The sequence below is a fragment of the Pantoea sp. C1E2 genome (assembly GCF_056491465.1).
The window spans coordinates 105,628-122,852 of the sequence record NZ_JBSZHT010000002.1; the positions used below are offsets into that span (position 1 = coordinate 105,628).

The 17,225-nt window shown below is 53.3% G+C and carries 17 protein-coding genes; 10 read left to right on the forward strand and 7 right to left on the reverse strand.

Features of this window, described 5'->3' with window-relative positions; all coding sequences use genetic code 11:
* Positions 1-4: 4 nt before the first annotated feature.
* Together hslU and rraA are read left to right on the forward strand one after the other, a co-directional pair.
* On the forward strand, positions 5-1,342 hold the full coding sequence (gene hslU / locus ACXI0A_RS00745; protein WP_476150702.1) for an HslU--HslV peptidase ATPase subunit: 1,338 nt from the start codon (positions 5-7) through the stop codon (positions 1,340-1,342).
* Between the two features lie 151 nt (positions 1,343-1,493).
* Positions 1,494-1,979, forward strand: a complete 486-nt coding sequence (gene rraA, locus ACXI0A_RS00750) for a ribonuclease E activity regulator RraA (RefSeq protein ID WP_034823742.1) — start codon at positions 1,494-1,496, stop codon at positions 1,977-1,979.
* A gap of 53 nt (positions 1,980-2,032) precedes the next feature.
* Here the strand turns inward: rraA and zapB are convergent, their stop codons facing one another.
* Positions 2,033-2,272 (reverse strand): cell division protein ZapB, encoded by a 240-nt coding sequence (gene zapB / locus ACXI0A_RS00755; RefSeq protein WP_034823745.1) that lies wholly within the window; start codon positions 2,270-2,272, stop codon positions 2,033-2,035.
* A gap of 421 nt (positions 2,273-2,693) precedes the next feature.
* Between zapB and ACXI0A_RS00760 the strand changes: the two genes are divergently transcribed.
* From ACXI0A_RS00760 to glpX, 3 genes are all read left to right on the forward strand, one after another.
* Entirely contained in the window at positions 2,694-3,542 is an 849-nt protein-coding gene (locus ACXI0A_RS00760; RefSeq protein WP_224934974.1) for an MIP/aquaporin family protein, read from the forward strand.
* 29 nt (positions 3,543-3,571) lie between these two features.
* On the forward strand, positions 3,572-5,083 hold the full coding sequence (gene glpK / locus ACXI0A_RS00765; protein ID WP_224934976.1) for a glycerol kinase GlpK: 1,512 nt from the start codon (positions 3,572-3,574) through the stop codon (positions 5,081-5,083).
* Positions 5,084-5,180: 97 nt separating this feature from the next.
* Entirely contained in the window at positions 5,181-6,191 is a 1,011-nt protein-coding gene (glpX, locus tag ACXI0A_RS00770) for a class II fructose-bisphosphatase (RefSeq protein WP_200577738.1), read from the forward strand.
* On the opposite strand, the gene emrD is transcribed toward glpX, so the two are convergent.
* The gene (emrD, locus tag ACXI0A_RS00775; RefSeq protein WP_476150701.1) at positions 6,181-7,377 is read right to left on the reverse strand and encodes a multidrug efflux MFS transporter EmrD; all 1,197 of its coding nucleotides are present in this window, start codon (positions 7,375-7,377) and stop codon (positions 6,181-6,183) included. The two genes, glpX and emrD, sit on opposite strands and share 11 nt — an antisense overlap.
* Positions 7,378-7,667: 290 nt before the next feature.
* Here emrD and fpr point away from each other — a divergent pair, with 290 nt between their 5' ends.
* The 3 genes from fpr (at position 7,668) to tpiA (ending at position 9,999) form a co-directional block, all read left to right on the forward strand.
* On the forward strand, positions 7,668-8,414 hold the full coding sequence (fpr, locus tag ACXI0A_RS00780) for a ferredoxin--NADP(+) reductase (RefSeq protein ID WP_476150700.1): 747 nt from the start codon (positions 7,668-7,670) through the stop codon (positions 8,412-8,414).
* A 106-nt stretch (positions 8,415-8,520) separates the two neighbouring features.
* The gene (locus tag ACXI0A_RS00785) at positions 8,521-9,111 is read left to right on the forward strand and encodes a YiiQ family protein (protein WP_224934984.1); all 591 of its coding nucleotides are present in this window, start codon (positions 8,521-8,523) and stop codon (positions 9,109-9,111) included.
* 120 nt (positions 9,112-9,231) lie between these two features.
* Complete coding sequence (tpiA, locus tag ACXI0A_RS00790; RefSeq protein ID WP_224934986.1) at positions 9,232-9,999, forward strand: triose-phosphate isomerase; 768 nt, start codon at positions 9,232-9,234, stop codon at positions 9,997-9,999.
* 163 nt (positions 10,000-10,162) lie between these two features.
* Here the strand turns inward: tpiA and ACXI0A_RS00795 are convergent, their stop codons facing one another.
* The 5 genes from ACXI0A_RS00795 to cpxP form a co-directional block, all read right to left on the reverse strand.
* Positions 10,163-10,921 carry a CDP-diacylglycerol diphosphatase gene (locus ACXI0A_RS00795; RefSeq protein WP_476150699.1) on the reverse strand — a complete coding sequence of 253 codons (759 nt, stop codon included), beginning with the start codon at positions 10,919-10,921 and terminating at the stop codon, positions 10,163-10,165.
* A gap of 130 nt (positions 10,922-11,051) precedes the next feature.
* Entirely contained in the window at positions 11,052-12,041 is a 990-nt protein-coding gene (locus tag ACXI0A_RS00800; RefSeq protein ID WP_034823765.1) for a sulfate ABC transporter substrate-binding protein, read from the reverse strand.
* A gap of 146 nt (positions 12,042-12,187) precedes the next feature.
* Positions 12,188-13,150 (reverse strand): 6-phosphofructokinase, encoded by a 963-nt coding sequence (gene pfkA / locus ACXI0A_RS00805; RefSeq protein WP_100701998.1) that lies wholly within the window; start codon positions 13,148-13,150, stop codon positions 12,188-12,190.
* Between the two features lie 206 nt (positions 13,151-13,356).
* Positions 13,357-14,259, reverse strand: coding sequence for a CDF family cation-efflux transporter FieF (gene fieF, locus ACXI0A_RS00810; RefSeq protein ID WP_476150698.1), 903 nt, complete (start codon positions 14,257-14,259; stop codon positions 13,357-13,359).
* A 200-nt stretch (positions 14,260-14,459) separates the two neighbouring features.
* Positions 14,460-14,972: a cell-envelope stress modulator CpxP gene (cpxP, locus tag ACXI0A_RS00815; RefSeq protein ID WP_224934995.1), complete on the reverse strand. Its 513-nt coding sequence runs from the start codon at positions 14,970-14,972 to the stop codon at positions 14,460-14,462.
* Positions 14,973-15,121: 149 nt separating this feature from the next.
* On the opposite strand from cpxP, the gene cpxR reads away from it, so the two are divergent.
* Positions 15,122-15,820, forward strand: a complete 699-nt coding sequence (cpxR, locus tag ACXI0A_RS00820; protein ID WP_007885339.1) for an envelope stress response regulator transcription factor CpxR — start codon at positions 15,122-15,124, stop codon at positions 15,818-15,820.
* Positions 15,817-17,193 carry an envelope stress sensor histidine kinase CpxA gene (gene cpxA, locus ACXI0A_RS00825; protein ID WP_224934997.1) on the forward strand — a complete coding sequence of 459 codons (1,377 nt, stop codon included), beginning with the start codon at positions 15,817-15,819 and terminating at the stop codon, positions 17,191-17,193. The genes cpxR and cpxA overlap by 4 nt, the downstream gene beginning before the upstream one ends.
* Positions 17,194-17,225: the final 32 nt, after the last annotated feature.

Genomic DNA, 17,225 nt, shown 5'->3' on the forward strand with positions numbered 1-17,225 from the left:
CATCATGTCTGAGATGACTCCCCGCGAGATTGTCAGCGAGCTTAACCGCTTTATCATTGGCCAGGACGGCGCTAAGAAGGCCGTGGCGATTGCCCTGCGTAACCGCTGGCGTCGCATGCAGCTCGATGAAGAGCTGCGCCATGAAGTCACGCCAAAAAACATTTTGATGATTGGTCCGACCGGTGTCGGTAAAACCGAAATCGCTCGCCGTCTGGCAAAGCTGGCCAACGCACCGTTCATTAAAGTTGAAGCCACGAAATTCACCGAAGTGGGTTACGTCGGTAAAGAAGTCGACTCGATTATTCGTGACCTGACCGACTCCGCCATCAAGATGGTGCGCAGCCAGGCTATCGAGAAGAATAAATACCGCGCCGAAGAGATGGCGGAAGAGCGCATTCTTGATGTGCTGATCCCACCAGCCAAAAACAACTGGGGTCAGGCTGAACAGAATGCAGAACCCTCTGCTGCCCGTCAGTCATTCCGCAAGAAACTGCGTGAAGGCCAGCTGGACGATAAAGAGATTGAGATCGATCTGGCGGCATCATCGGCCGGTGTTGAAATTATGGCCCCTCCAGGCATGGAAGAAATGACCAGCCAGCTGCAGTCGATGTTCCAGAACCTCGGCGGTCAGAAGCAGAAAGCGCGCAAGCTGAAGATCAAAGAAGCCATGAAGCTGCTTATCGAAGAGGAAGCGGCAAAACTGGTGAATCCGGAAGAGCTGAAGCAAGACGCCATCGAAGCCGTTGAGCAGCACGGTATCGTGTTTATCGATGAAATCGACAAAATCTGTAAGCGCGGCGGCCAGAATGCCGGCGGCCCGGATGTGTCACGCGAAGGTGTACAGCGTGACCTGCTGCCACTGGTGGAAGGCTGCACCGTGTCCACCAAGCACGGCATGGTGAAAACCGACCACATTCTGTTTATCGCTTCTGGCGCGTTCCAGGTGGCGAGCCCGTCAGATCTGATTCCAGAACTGCAGGGCCGTTTGCCGATTCGTGTTGAGCTGCAGGCGCTGACCGTGAATGACTTTGAACGTATCCTGACTGAGCCAAACGCGTCTGTGACCGTACAGTACAAAGCGCTGATGGGCACCGAAGGGGTGAATATTGATTTCACTGAAGACGCTATCCGTCGCATTGCTGAAGCCGCATGGCAGGTGAACGAAACTACCGAGAACATCGGCGCACGTCGTCTGCACACCGTGCTTGAGCGTCTGATGGAAGATATCTCTTATGACGCCAGCGATCGCAACGGCGATTCCATCACCATTGATGCTGAATACGTTGGCAAGCATCTGGATGAATTGGTGGCCGACGAAGATCTCAGCCGCTTTATTCTGTAAAGGTTCCATCGTTATCCGCTGCCCGGCCACTGCCGGGCATTTTTTTACGCAGGATATTGATGCAGCGCTTTTTTTAGCGGGTGATGATTTTGCCAACAATCGTCAGATAGCGATATACTTACCGCTCCTGTGGCAAACAGACGATACCCTCATGAAATACGATACTTCCGAACTCTGTGACATCTACCATGAAGAAGTGAACGTGGTTGAACCGCTTTTTTCCAATTTTGGCGGACGCACCTCATTCGGTGGGCAAATCACCACAGTGAAATGTTTCGAAGACAACGGCCTGCTTTACGATCTGCTGGAAGAGAATGGCCGGGGTCGCGTGTTAGTGATTGATGGCGGTGGCTCAGTGCGTCGTGCACTGGTCGATGCGCAACTGGCACGGCTGGCGGCGCAAAACGAGTGGGAAGGCCTGGTGATTTACGGCTCCGTTCGTCAGGTTGACGATCTGGAAGAGCTGGAAATTGGTATTCAGGCGATTGCGGCAATTCCAGTAGGTGCTGCGGGTGAAGGTATTGGCGAAAGTGACGTGCGCGTAAACTTTGGCGGTGTGACCTTCTTCTCGGGAGACCACCTTTATGCGGATAACACCGGCATCATTCTGTCGGAAGACGCCCTCGATATCGAGTAAACCATAACAAAAACGGGTGCCGCAGCACCCGTCATGGGTTTAAGCAAAGACGCTTAAACCTCTTCCATTTTTCCCAACAGTGCACGCAGACGCTCCTGCCACACGTGCTGTTCTTCTTTCAGATGCTGGTTTTCACGCACCAGTGCATCCTGGTTGCCGGAAGCCTGGCTGGCTTCATTGCGCAGCGTATTATTCTGATCTTTCAGCTCTTCGATTTCCATCTGCAGCAGGGTGATGGTATCAATCGCCTGCTGTACTTTCGCTTCCAGTTTCTCGAACACTTCAAATGACATCTTTATGACCTCTCCTAAATCTCTTGCAAGGCGTTGATGGTGCTGGGACTGCCTTGTTATGGTGCGTCCAGCCACGATGTCCCGATTGTATGTAGCCACACCCCGCAAGTCCAGCGGCACAAGGCCTGCAAGGGCAGTCTGTAACACTTTTCAGTTAATGCTTAAAAAAACGCTCACGATCGCGCATTTTTGCGCGCGGTCACGGTATTGGACTTAGGTAAAGCAGGGTTAATGGGCCTTAAAGAAAGGTAAAAGACGCGAAAACGCGCATTTTTATGACGGAGTACACATATTTCGATTTCGCTATTTCTCGTTTATGCTCGTTAACGATAAATTCACATCAGCCCTACATAAGAGCTGGGTGACTCATGGATTGAGAACAAAAACTGATAAAATTTAACCTCGCTTCAGGAATACCATTATGAGTCAGACAACGAACACACTAAAAGGTCAGTGCATCGCCGAGTTTCTCGGCACCGGTTTGATCATCTTTTTTGGTGCAGGCTGTGTGGCTGCGCTTAAACTGGCCGGTGCTGCATTCGGACAGTGGGAAATCTGTATTATCTGGGGTCTCGCCGTCTCCATGGCGGTGTATCTCAGTGCTGGCGTATCCGGCGCGCATCTGAATCCAGCGGTAACAGTCGCGCTGTGCCTGTTTGCTAACTTTGAAGGTCGCAAAGTTCTGCCGTACATCCTGGCGCAGGTTGCCGGTGCCTTCTGTGCGGCGGCGCTGGTTTATGGTCTCTACTACAATTTGTTCTTTGATTTCGAAGCAAGCCATCAGATGGTGCGTGGCAGCGTTCAGAGCCTCGATTTGGCCGGCATCTTCTCTACCTATCCAAACCCACACATCAGTGTCGGTCAGGCATTCCTGGTTGAGATGGTGATTACGGCGGTATTGATGGCGGTGATCATGGCGCTGACCGATGACGGCAACGGTGTACCACGTGGTCCACTGGCTCCGCTGTTGATTGGTCTGCTGGTTGCCGTGATCGGTGGTTCGATGGGCCCGCTCACCGGCTTCGCACTCAACCCGGCGCGTGACTTTGGTCCTAAACTGTTTGCCTTCATCGCAGGTTGGGGTGAGGTGGCGTTTACCGGTGGCAAAGATATTCCTTATTTCCTGGTTCCGATTTTTGGCCCACTGGTGGGTGCTTGCCTCGGAGCCTTTGGTTACCGTTCACTGATTGGCCGTAATCTGCCGGCCAACGTGGCGGAAGCCAGCAAAACAGAAAAACCGGTCGCACGCGCTGAGCAGCGTAAAGCGTAAGTTTCATCGTTAATCATCAGGAAAATAAAATGACTACGACTGATAAAAAATACATTCTCGCGCTCGATCAGGGCACGACCAGCTCACGTGCTGTGGTACTCGATCATGACGCGAACATCGTCGCCGTCTCGCAGCGCGAATTCACCCAGATCTACCCGAAAGCGGGCTGGGTAGAACATGACCCAATGGATATCTGGGCGTCACAAAGCTCAACGCTGGTCGAAGTACTGGCCCATGCTGACATCCGTTCTGATGAGATTGCCGCGATTGGTATCACCAACCAGCGTGAAACCGCCATCGTATGGGATAAAGAGACCGGTAAGCCGATCTACAACGCCATCGTCTGGCAGGATCCACGTACTGCGGACTACTGTAACAAGTTGAAGAAAGAGGGTCTGGAAGAGTACATCCAGCACACCACCGGTCTGGTAATTAACCCGTACTTCTCAGGCACCAAAGTGAAGTGGATCCTCGACAACGTTGAAGGCGCGCGTGAGCGTGCAAAACGTGGCGAGCTGCTGTTCGGTACCGTTGATACCTGGCTGGTGTGGAAAATGACGCAAGGGCGTGTGCACATCACCGACCACACCAACGCCTCTCGCACCATGATGTATAACATCCACAAACTGGAGTGGGATCAGCGCATGCTGGAGATCCTTGATATTCCGCGCGAAATGCTGCCGGAAGTGAAAGGCTCTTCTGAAATTTACGGCCAGACCAACATCGGTGGTAAAGGCGGGACGCGTATTCCGATCGCCGGTATTGCGGGTGATCAGCAGGCGGCGCTGTATGGCCAGCTGTGCGTACAACCGGGTATGGCGAAAAACACTTACGGCACCGGCTGCTTCATGTTGATGAACACCGGCACCGAAGCTGTGACCTCAACGCACGGCCTGCTGACCACCATCGCTTGCGGCCCACGTGGCGAAGTGAACTACGCACTGGAAGGCGCGGTGTTCATTGGCGGTGCATCCATTCAGTGGCTGCGTGACGAGATGAAGTTGATCAATGATTCAACCGACTCTGAATACTTTGCGCTGAAAGTGAAAGACTCCAATGGCGTCTACATGGTGCCTGCGTTTACCGGTCTGGGTGCGCCTTACTGGGATCCGTATGCGCGTGGTGCTATTTTCGGCCTGACCCGTGGTGCTAACGCCAACCACATCATCCGCGCCACCCTGGAGTCGATTGCTTACCAGACGCGTGACGTACTGGAAGCGATGCAGAACGATGCGGGCACCCGTCTGCAATCCCTGCGCGTGGATGGCGGTGCCGTCGCCAACAACTTCCTGATGCAGTTCCAGTCAGACATTCTCGGTACGCGCGTTGAGCGTCCGGAAGTGCGTGAAGTCACGGCGCTGGGTGCAGCTTACCTTGCTGGTTTAGCCGTGGGCTTCTGGAGCGATCTGGAAGAGGTGCGTGCTAAAGCCGTGATTGAGCGTGAATTCCGTCCAAGCATTGAAACCACCGAGCGTAACGTGCGTTACGCCGGCTGGAAAAAAGCGGTGGCGCGTGCTCAGGCATGGGAAGACGCAGAGTAATACTTTAGACCCGCGGCGCCCTGCCGCGGGTTTTTCTCCCCGCCCTACTTTCCCCCTCCGTGCTACACTGCCTGCCTGTTTTTTATCAGGTGCAACCATGAAACGAGAACTCGCGATTGAATTTTCCCGTGTGACCGAAGCCGCTGCGTTAGCGGGCTATCACTGGTTAGGACGCGGCGATAAAAATGCCGCCGACGGCGCAGCCGTCCACGCTATGCGCATTATGCTCAATACCATCGATATCGACGGTCAGATTGTGATTGGCGAAGGTGAGATCGACGAAGCGCCGATGCTCTATATCGGTGAAAAAGTCGGTACCGGCCGTGGTGATGCGGTGGATATTGCCGTGGATCCTATTGAAGGCACGCGCATGACGGCGATGGGCCAGGCCAACGCACTGGCAGTATTAGCCGTGGGCGATAAAGGCAGTTTCCTGCACGCACCTGATATGTACATGGAAAAACTGATTGTCGGGCCGGGCGCACGCGGTGCCATCGATCTCAACCTGCCGCTTGAAGCCAACCTGAAAAACATCGCCATCGCCCTGGATAAACCGCTCAGCCAGTTGACCGTGTCGATACTGGCCAAGCCGCGTCACGATGCGGTGATTGCTCAGCTTCAGCAGCTCGGCGTGCGCGTATTTTCCTTCCCGGATGGTGACGTGGCCGCCTCGATTTTGACCTGCATGCCTGACAGCGAAGTGGATGTGCTTTACGGCATCGGCGGTGCGCCAGAAGGCGTGGTGTCAGCAGCAGTGATCCGCGCGATGGATGGCGACATGCAGGCGCGCCTATTGGCACGTCACCACGTCAAAGGTGACAGCGAAGAGAACCGTCGTCTGGGCGAGCAGGAGTTGCAACGCTGTGCTGAGATGGGCATCAAGGCCGGGGAAATCCTGAAGCTGGAAGAGATGGCGCGTAACGATAATGTGATTTTCGCCGCCACTGGCATCACTACCGGTGACCTGCTGAAAGGCATTACGCGCAAAGGCAACATCGCCACCAGCGAAACCCTGCTGGTACGCGGTAAATCACGCACCATTCGCCGCATCCAGTCGATCCACTATCTGGATCGTAAAGACGCGGCGCTGCATCAGTTTATCCTGTAATCGCCTGCTTGCCGCTCTCGGGATGACGTGAGAGCGGCCACCAGCACAGCAGCATCACCAGTGACGTGACAAACATCAGCATGCCAAGGCTCGACTGATCGTGCTGCGGCATCAGCGCCGACAGCCAGGCAATCACGCCAGAACCCAAATTCTGTATGCCACCAATCAGCGCACCCGCACTTCCCGCTAACCATGCATACGGCTCCATCGCACCGGACGTCGCCAGTGGGAACAGCATGCCAGCACCAAAGAAGAATAGCGCGGCAGGCACCAGCAACGTCCAGATATTCATCACGCCGAACCATGCCGGAATCCACATCAGCAGACCCGCCAGCAAGCAGCTGTTCACGCCGTACCACATCAGCGTCTGCCAGGATTTCTGCTCGCGCCCGGCAAACCACGCACCAAAGAACGCTGCAGGAATCGGCAAGATAAACAGGATGCTGACGGTCAAACCATCCAGACCAAGCACGCCGCCCATCAGCACGCCACAGCTGGCTTCAAATACCGCAATACCCGCCAGTGCGCCTATCAGCAGGAAGAGATAACGCACAAAATTGCCGTCGCTCAGCAAGGTGGTATAACGACGCAGGAACGGCGTAACGGGCGTATCCACCGGGCGTGTTTCCGGCAGCCAGCGCGCCATCGAAGCGGTCACGCCCACACACAGCAGTAGCAGAAAAGCAAAACAGGCGTGCCAGCCAAACAGATGGGTCAGCAGTGCACCAATCACCGGTGCCAGCAGCGGGCTCACCAGAATCCCCATATTCAGCAGGCTATTGGCCTGACGCAAGGCGATACCGGAATAGAGATCGCGCGGCATAGTGCGAGCCATAACCCCCGCGACGCCAGTACCCAAACCCTGTACCGCAGTGCCCAGTACCAAAATATGCAGTGATGGCGCGAACATAGCGATCACTGCCCCCACGGCAAAGATCGACATACCGATAAGGATCACCGGACGGCGACCAAAACTGTCCGACAGCGGACCGTAGATCAGCTGCGATCCGCCATAGGTCATCAGATAAGCGGCCATCACCTGCTGGATGGAGCCACTGCGCACATTGAGTGCTTCCGCCATGTCTGTCATCGCCGGCACATAAATGGTTTGCGCCATCTGCCCGACCGCCACCAGCACGATCAGCATGAATAACAGGAAGCGGTTTTGCGTTTTATTCGTCAACATGGAACAAAATGTCTGCCTGAGAAACAAAATAAAAGCAGCACTAAAAAAGGCTGCCGGGGATTTATGGCGGCAAAAATATCAGGATTCAGTGACAAATCGAGAGGCGAGCGCAAAGCGAGTGCGTCGGGGGTGTCAAGATTACGTACCGGGTCGTAACCCGACCGCTACAGTTGATAGGGAGTGCGCACCATTTGTCGCTGAGAGCCCTTTACCCATCGCAGGACTGGAAATCTGTTGGATGGCTGGCGATGATAATCACATGCCTGAATAATCAACAATAAGGAGCGACCATGGCAGAGTGGATCAATGCGGAAGTGAAAGAAGTGAAAAACTGGACCGATGCACTGTTCAGCCTGCGCGTTACCGCGCCGATTGATACCTTTACCGCCGGGCAGTTTGCCAAACTGGCGCTGGAAATTGATGGTGAGCGCGTGCAACGCGCCTATTCGTATGTGAATGCACCGCGCGATCCCTTACTGGAGTTCTATCTGGTCACGGTGCCTGAGGGTAAACTCAGTCCACGTTTGCAGGCATTGCAGCCCGGCGATCAGGTGATGGTAACCAAAGAAGCCGCCGGTTTCTTTGTACTTGATGAAATTCCCGACTGCAGCACGCTGTGGATGCTGGCTACCGGCACGGCAATCGGTCCTTATTTATCGATTCTGCAACAGGGCGAAGATTTAGATAGGTTCGATAACATTGTGCTGGTGCATGCGGCACGTTTCGCCGATGACCTGAGCTTCCTGCCGTTAATGCAGCAGCTGCAACAGCGTTATAAGGGCAAATTACATATCCAGACGGTGGTGAGTCGCGAACAGATCGCCGGTTCACTACACGGTCGTGTTCCGCAGCTGATAGAGAGCGGTGAGCTTGAACGTGCAGTGGGTTTGCCGATGACCGCTGACACCAGCCACGTGATGCTGTGTGGCAACCCGCAAATGGTGCGTGATACCCAGCAATTGCTGAAAGATACGCGTGAGATGCGTAAACATTTCAAACGCAAACCCGGGCATATGACCAGCGAGCATTACTGGTAATACGTATGCTGTGAAGAATGTCAGACTTTTCCCAGTGCGGGTTTTGACATTGATCGGTAAAAACCGTTCTAATCGTGGGCTAAGTGAATGATTTAGGGCCGAAGCAATGAAGAACCTGCCAGTCGCGCTGCTGTTTAGCCTCGCACTGACATTTCCCGCCTGGGCGGAGGATGCACCTTCGCAGGATCGCAGCGATCATCTGCCTGCTGCACCCTATTTGCTGGCGGGTGCGCCCACCTTTGATATGACCATCGCGCAATTCCGCGAGAAGTACAACGCGACGAATCCAGACCTGCCGTTGCTTGAGTATCGCGCGATAGATAATCGAGACGATAAAAGCAACCTGACGCGCGCTGCCAGCAAGATCAACGAAACGCTTTATGCCTCTACTGCGCTGGAACAGGGCACCGGGAAAATCAAGACGCTGCAAATTACCTGGCTGCCGGTTCCCGGCCCGGATATGAAAACCGCACAAGCACGCGCGATGGATTATATGACAGCATTACTGCGATTTTTCGTCCCCGGCTTGTCGCCTGCAGATGGGCGGAAAAAGCTTGATGCGCTGCTCAGCGCGGGCAAAGGCGCACGCTATTTTGCCAGTACCGAAGGCGCTTTGCGTTTCGTGGTCGCGGACAACGGTGACAAGGGGTTAACCTTCGCGGTCGAGCCGATAAAACTAGCGCTCGCGACCCCTTGATCACAGCGGCAAAAATGACGAAAAGCAAAGCCAGCGACTCGTTTGATCTCTATACTGTTTGGCAGACATCGCTGCCCGATGGCAGCGCTATTTCATGAATCGCGTTATGCGGAGGAAAGAATGCGACATCCACTGGTTATGGGTAACTGGAAACTGAATGGCAGCAAGCACATGGCAGGCGAGCTGATTGAAGGTCTGCGCAAAGAGCTGTCTGGTGTTGAAGGTTGTGGCGTAGCAATCGCTCCACCAACTATCTATCTTGACCTGGCAAAACACGCCGTCTCCGGCAGCCACATTGCCCTGGGCGCGCAGAACGTAGACGTTAACCTGTCTGGTGCGTTCACCGGTGAAACCTCCGCAGAAATGCTGAAAGACGTTGGCGCGAAATACATCATCATCGGCCATTCTGAGCGTCGTACCTACCACAACGAAAGCGACGAGTTCATCGCTAAGAAATTTGCTGTGCTGAAAGCCGCTGGCCTGGTACCAGTGCTCTGCATCGGTGAAACCGATGCAGAGAACGAAGCGGGCAAAACTGAAGAAGTGTGCGCACGCCAGATCGACGCCGTGCTGGAAACTCAGGGTGCTGCCGCGTTCGAAGGCGTGGTTATCGCTTATGAGCCAGTCTGGGCAATCGGTACCGGCAAATCAGCGACACCTGCGCAGGCACAGGCCGTGCATAAATTCATTCGTGATCATATCGCGAAGAAAGATGCGGCGATTGCTCAGCAAGTCATCATTCAGTACGGCGGTTCTGTTAACGACAAAAATGCCGCAGAGCTGTTTACTCAGCCTGACATCGATGGCGCGCTGGTTGGCGGTGCGTCACTGAAAGCCGATGCGTTCGCGGTGATCGTGAAAGCAGCTGCAGCAGCGAAAAACGCCTAAGTTTTTCGGCGTGGGATAAGGCGGCTGATAAGCCGCCTTTTTTATTGTCAGAGATCCGTACTGAGACATGTAACTCATACTGAGTAAGATGTGATGAAACAGTTCTGGAAACACACCCAGCGTGCTTATACGTTTCATTGAAGCTTTATATTGGAAGCCATGATTAATGGTTCAAAATCTGGCATTGATGATCCTGCAACTCCTCCGCGGAACCGCTGTTTAGCATCAACCAATTACGCTCCAGCGCCAGCAGTGCTAAACGTCCATCCGGCAATGCCGTCAGCGCCATCCCATATTTCCTCATCTCGCTGCGCGCATCAGGCACTTCAGTCGCCAGACGGATAAAGGCACTTTGTTGCGCCAGTTCAGCCGTCGACAGTGTACGAATCAAATAGCGATGTTTGCGCAGCGTGGCTGGCTGCCACTGTTCATTTAGCCCAGGGCTCAACGCATCAAGCCGCTGGCGCACATCGGGTCGAAGACAAGATATGTGGATATGGAGCTGATTCTGCGTGCGACCATATTGCGCATTAATCGCCAGCGACAAAGCGCTGTCAGCAATCGGTGTACCACGTTTTTTCTCTAACAGGCTTCGTTGCTGCCAGGCATCGGCAAACAGATTGGGCGTGGTAGGTTCAAGGATTATCGGGCTTTCCATGCCGGTGATTTTCTCAATTGGCATCAGCAAATACTGCAAAGGCCCGTTAAGATCTTTCAACGTGACATAGCCCTGTGACGTATTGACCTGCTGGCAAGGGGCAGGATTGCCGCTCTTAGCCAGATTGGGCACGCACTTTTCACTGATGATCTGCCACAGCGCATTGGAGTTTTTCTGGAAGTGGAAGGCGCTGATAATCAGTCCGACAATCAGCACCAGCAGTAAAACGGTTAGCAACTTCAGGGTGCGACGACTTCCCTGCATGGCCGAATTCCTCTGTTCATCACCTGCCAGCATCCTCGCCTGCCGCTTGGGCAAAGTCACGGACTTTTACTGCTCTACAATGCAAAACGGCCAGCACAAGGCTGACCGTTTCATTTTAATGACGGTGAGATTAAGGCTTCATCACCTGGTCGTAGCTACCACCATCGGCGAAGTGCGCTTTTTGCGCTTGTGTCCAGCCACCGAACTTGCTGTCGATAGTGAACAGTTTCACCGGCGCAAAGGTGCTGGCGAACTTCTTCGCCACTTCAGGATCGCGCGGACGATAGAAGTTTTCCGCTGCAATCGTCTGGCCTTCTGGCGAGTAGAGATACTTCAGATAATCTTCGGCAACTTTACGCGTGCCCTGCTCATCCACGACTTTATCGACCACGGATACGGTAGGTTCCGCCAGAATCGATTCGCTTGGCGTGACGATTTCAAACTTGTCTTTACCCAGCTTGTTCACCGCCAGGTACGCTTCGTTTTCCCATGCAATCAGCACATCACCAATTCCACGCTCTACGAAGGTGTTGGTGGCGCCACGTGCACCCGAATCCTGCACTTCTACGTTCTTGAACAGCGCCTTCACATACGCCAGCGCTTTGGCCTGGTCGCCGTTGTTCTGATCCAGTGCCCAGCCCCATGCGGCCAGATAGTTCCAGCGTGCGCCACCTGAGGTTTTCGGATTCGGCGTGATCACCGATACGCCAGGTTTAATCAAATCATTCCAGTCATGGATACCTTTTGGGTTGCCCTTACGAACCAGGAACACGATGGTGGAAGTGTAAGGTGCAGAGTTATCTGGCAGACGTTTAATCCAGTTTTTATCAATACGACCACGGTCAGCAATAGCATCCACGTCAGACTGCAGCGCCAGGGTCACAACATCAGCACGAATGCCGTTGATCACAGAGGTCGCCTGCTTACCTGAACCGCCATGGGACTGGCGAATGACTACATTATCGCCCGTTTCCTGCTTGTAGTGTGCGCTGAACGCTTTGTTGTATTGCTCATACAGCTCACGCGTTGGATCGTAAGAAACGTTTAACAGCTGGATATCCTTTGCCAAAACACTGGTGGAAGCCAGTAACAGGGTGACACCAATACTCCACTTGTTCATTGCTTGCTCTCCCGAGGTCGTTATAGAACAAGACTGACATAAACCAATCCATAGATTAAAGAATTAAAAATCAGTGTTTATAACTGGAGGGAATATAGGCAGGAATAAAAAAGGCGCGGTTGATCTCGCGCCTTAATGCAGATTGATTAGTAAAGTTTTTTCGCGGTATCCAGCCAGTCGCGTTTAAACGGACGCTTCATGTTCTCAATGGCGTCGACGATGTCGTGATGCACCATCTTCTCATTCTGAATCCCGACACAACGACCGCCGTAGCCCTGCAACAGCAGTTCGATGGAGTAGGCACCCATGCGCGAAGCCAGAATACGGTCGTAAGCACATGGCGCACCGCCACGCTGAATATGACCGAGGACAGTGGCACGCGTTTCGCGTTTGGTTTCTGCTTCGATGTAATGCGCCAAATCGTCGATATCACAGATGTGTTCTGTGATGGCCACAATGGCGTGTTTTTTACCTTTCGCGATACCGGCTTTGATCTCTTCGACCAGTTCTTCACGGGTATAAGGAATTTCCGGCAGCACGATGAATTCACAACCACCGGCGATAGAAGCGGCCAGAGTCAAATCACCGCAGTAACGCCCCATCACTTCCACGATGGAGATGCGCTGATGCGAAGAAGAGGTATCGCGCAGACGGTCAATTGCTTCAACCACGGTTTCCAGTGCAGTGAAGTAACCGATGGTGTAATCGGTACCGGCAACGTCGTTATCGATGGTGCCTGGCAGACCGATGCACGGGAAGCCCATTTCGGTCAGGCGCTTAGCACCCATATAAGAACCATCACCGCCAATGACCACTAGCGCATCAATACCGCGCTTCTTCATGTTTTCGATGGCAATCTGGCGAACTTCTTCGTTACGGAAATCCGGGAAGCGCGCAGAACCAAGGAAAGTGCCGCCGCGGTTGATCATGTCAGACACGCTGTAACGGTCGAGGTTGATCATACGGTCTTCATACAATCCCAGATAGCCGTCGTAGATACCAAAAACTTCAAGGCCTTCACTCAGCGCGGAACGGACAACTCCGCGGATGGCTGCGTTCATGCCTGGGGCGTCACCGCCGCTGGTCAGTACTCCGATTTTTTTGATCATGACAACCTCTGGATTGTTCAAAACTAAGGATTATTCCTGCCTGCCGACCGGTGTAAACCCGCTCACGATCGTGCGGCTTAATAGTTGCAGATAGTATATCAAAGGCTTGATGCTGAATTGATTCAGGTCAGACAAGTTTTCGCTATTTTTTTACAAAGTTGTTAGCGTTACGTCATTTTTATCACGCAACGCCATGATTTTTAAAATCAAAAACTGGAAAAGCCTTGCTGATTTTCCGGCACCACCGAACAGGGATCTTGATGGATAATAATATCCGAACCGGGAAACTTAAGCCGAAGCGCTTGCTCAATCTGATCCGCTACCTGATGCGCCTGCACCAGCGGCAAATGGTCATCCATTTCCAGATGAAGCTGAATAAAACGGGTTGGCCCGGACTGACGCGTACGCAGTGCATGGGCTCCGCGCACGCCTGGCCAATCGCTGACCAAATCGATAATCGCCTGCTTCTCTTCTTCCGGTAATGCACGGTCCAGCAAGGATTGCACCGCTTCGTAACCCATGCGCAAGGCGTTATAAAGGATGTACACCCCAATCCCCAGCGCAAAGAGTGCATCTGCCCGGACAAAACCATAGCTGCTTAATACCAATGCCACCAGGATCGCGCCGTTCATCACCACGTCAGATTGATAGTGCAGCATATCTGCGCGGATTGCCTGGCTGCGTGTCCTGCGAACCACCCAGCGCTGAAATGACACCAGCAGCAGGGTGGAAAAAAGCGCGACCACAGTAACGACAATACCTACCAGCGGCGCACGCAATATATTGGGTGAGGCCAGATGCTGGATACCGGTGAGGAATAAAAACAGTGCTGAGCCGGAAATAAACATACTTTGCGCCAGTGCGGCGAGCGATTCCGCTTTACCGTGGCCGAAGGTGTGATCAGCATCCGCAGGCTGGAGTGAATAGCGCACCACCAGTAAGTTGGTGAGCGATGCGGCGATATCCACCAGCGAATCGACCAGGGCGGCCAACATACTGACTGAGCCGGTCAGCCACCAGGTAAAAATCTTCACGATCAACAGTAATGTCGCCAGCGTCGTTGCCGCCAGTGCCGCACGGTTGACGAGTTTCGCGTAGGAGGGATCCATGCCATGCCTCATAGAAGCGTCCGCTCAACGCAACGCCGTTAGTCACATAATGGCTAAAGTTTATCATCGGCAAGCGTAAGCTGCGTGAATTGAATATTAAGGTGATGATGCAGCACAGGATTGGCAGTTAAAAAAAACCCCCGCATCATGCGGGGGAAGACAGGGATGGTGTCTATGGCAAGGAAAACAGGGATACTATGTTACTGGTTACTGCTGGTACTACTCACTGCATGCAGCGGTGATGATGGCTGCAATCCGGAGAGCTGACGCATATCGTTAAGTCGCCGCTCATAATTCTTCTGCAATGTCGCTTGCTGTGCAGGCGTTAGCAGGTGATACATCTGGTTGCGAACCCGAGCCATCTCAACTTGCAGTTCTATCTGCGTACGGGCTTGTTTCTCTGCCTGCTGTCGGATAGCCGATTCGTTAAATTTGTCTGCAATGACAAGGTCATGCATAGTTTCAATATCCTGAACGCTCATAACCGGGCGCTCATGTCGTGCTTGCTGCATCAGGTCTCGCATCTGTTGCCGCTGTTGTTCAGTCAGCTCAATGCCATCGAACATGTGGCTTTGCGGATTTTGCGTCATACTGCCTGTCGTCAATCCGCCGTTATGATGCATCTCGTCAATCGTCGTCGTGTCTGCTGCTTCTGCGCTGGCGTGACTGAGAACCATCGCTGAGGCAATGACGACGGCGGTTAAGTAGCGCATCGTTTACTCCCAGTTCGTTCCGTTTTCGATTCAACGAGGACTAGTGTACGGCGATAGCTGCAAACATCCGTCAGGGGGTGTAAAACTACGTAAAGCGTTGGATTGCAAGTCAAGGAACACGGTATTTTGCCTGCGGAGGGCAACAAAAAATGAATAAAATCCTGTTGGTTGATGACGACCGCGAATTAACTTCGCTGCTAAAAGAACTGCTTGAGATGGAAGGTTTTGAAGTGATTGTCGCCAGCGATGGCGAGCAGGCGCTTAACCTGTTGGATAACACCGTTGACTTGTTATTACTCGACGTCATGATGCCGAAGAAGAACGGTATTGATACGTTGAAAGAACTACGACAGCAGCATCAAACACCGGTCATTATGCTGACCGCTCGCGGTAGTGAGTTAGATCGTGTTCTCGGCCTTGAGCTGGGCGCGGATGACTATCTGCCAAAACCTTTTAATGACCGTGAACTGGTCGCACGTATTCGGGCAATTTTGCGCCGTTCAAACTGGAGCGAGCAGCAACAGCAGCATGACAACAGTTCACCGACGCTGGAAGTGGATTGTCTGCGCCTCAACCCAGGCCGTCAGGAAGCCAGCTTCGATAGCGAAACGCTGGATCTGACGGGCACCGAATTCACTCTGCTCTATTTGCTGGCACAGCATCTGGGTCAGGTGGTTTCGCGTGAACACTTGAGCCAGGAAGTGCTCGGCAAACGCCTGACACCGTTTGACCGCGCGATTGATATGCACATTTCAAACCTGCGCCGTAAGTTGCCGGAACGTCGCGATGGCCACCCGTGGTTTAAAACTTTGCGTGGACGCGGCTATCTGATGGTTTCGGCATCATGATTGGAAGTTTGACGACCCGCATCTTCGCCATTTTCTGGCTCACCCTGGCACTGGTGTTGATGCTGGTTTTGATGGTGCCCAAACTCGACTCACGCCAGATGACAGCATTACTGGAAAGTGAGCAGCGACAGGGCACCATGATTGAACAGCACGTTGAAGCTGAATTATCGCAAGATCCCCCCAACGACCTGATGTGGTGGCGCCGGCTGTTTCGCGCCATCGACAAATGGGCCCCACCCGGCCAACGCTTGTTATTAGTGACCAGCGAAGGCCGGGTGATCGGTGCACAGCATAATGAAATGCAGGTGATTCGTAACTTTATCGGCCAGTCTGATAACGCCGATCATCCGCAGAAGAAAAAGTATGGTCGTGTGGAGATGGTGGGCCCCTTTGCCGTGCAGGACGGTGAAGATAACTACCAGCTCTACTTGATCCGCCCCGCCACCAGTTCACAACTTGATTTTGTTAATCTGCTATTTGACCGCCCGTTATTGCTGTTGATTGTCACCATGTTGATTAGCTCGCCGCTGCTGTTATGGCTGGCGTGGAGTCTGGCTCGTCCAGCTCGCAAGCTTAAACATGCTGCTGATGAAGTGGCGAGCGGTAACTTGCGCCAGCATCCTGAACTGGAATCTGGCCCACAGGAATTCCTTGCAGCAGGTTCAAGTTTCAACCAGATGGTGAGCGCACTTGAACGCATGATGACCGCACAGCAGCGTCTTTTGTCGGACATTAGCCATGAATTACGCACACCACTGACGCGTCTGCAATTGGCCACCGCTTTGCTGCGTCGACGCAATGGCGAAGGCAAAGAACTGCAGCGTATTGAAATGGAAGCCCAGCGGCTTGATGGCATGATTAACGACTTGCTGGTGCTTTCACGTACTCAGCATAAAAATGCGTTAGTCAGTGAAGCCATGAAAGCCAACCAGCTTTGGAATGGTGTACTGGAAGATGCCAAATTCGAGGCCGAGCAGATGGGTAAAACCATGGACGTGCCTTATCCTCCTGGCCCGTGGCCTCTGTACGGTAACCCGCATGCCCTGGAGAGCGCGCTGGAAAACATCGTGCGAAATGCGCTGCGTTATTCTCACACGCATATCAGCGTGAGCTTCTCGGTGGATATTCAGGGCATTACTGTTCACGTTGATGATGATGGTCCAGGCGTCAGCGCTGAAGATCGCGAGCAGATTTTCCGTCCCTTTTATCGCACTGATGAAGCGCGCGACCGCGAGTCTGGTGGCACAGGTCTTGGATTGGCAATTGTGGAAACGGCCGTACAGCAGCATCGCGGTTGGGTGAAAGCCGATGACAGCCCATTAGGCGGTCTGCGGCTCACGCTATGGTTGCCGCTGTACTCCGCTCGTCAATAATTTGCTATGCTTCGGCCCTCGTTTCCGGGGGC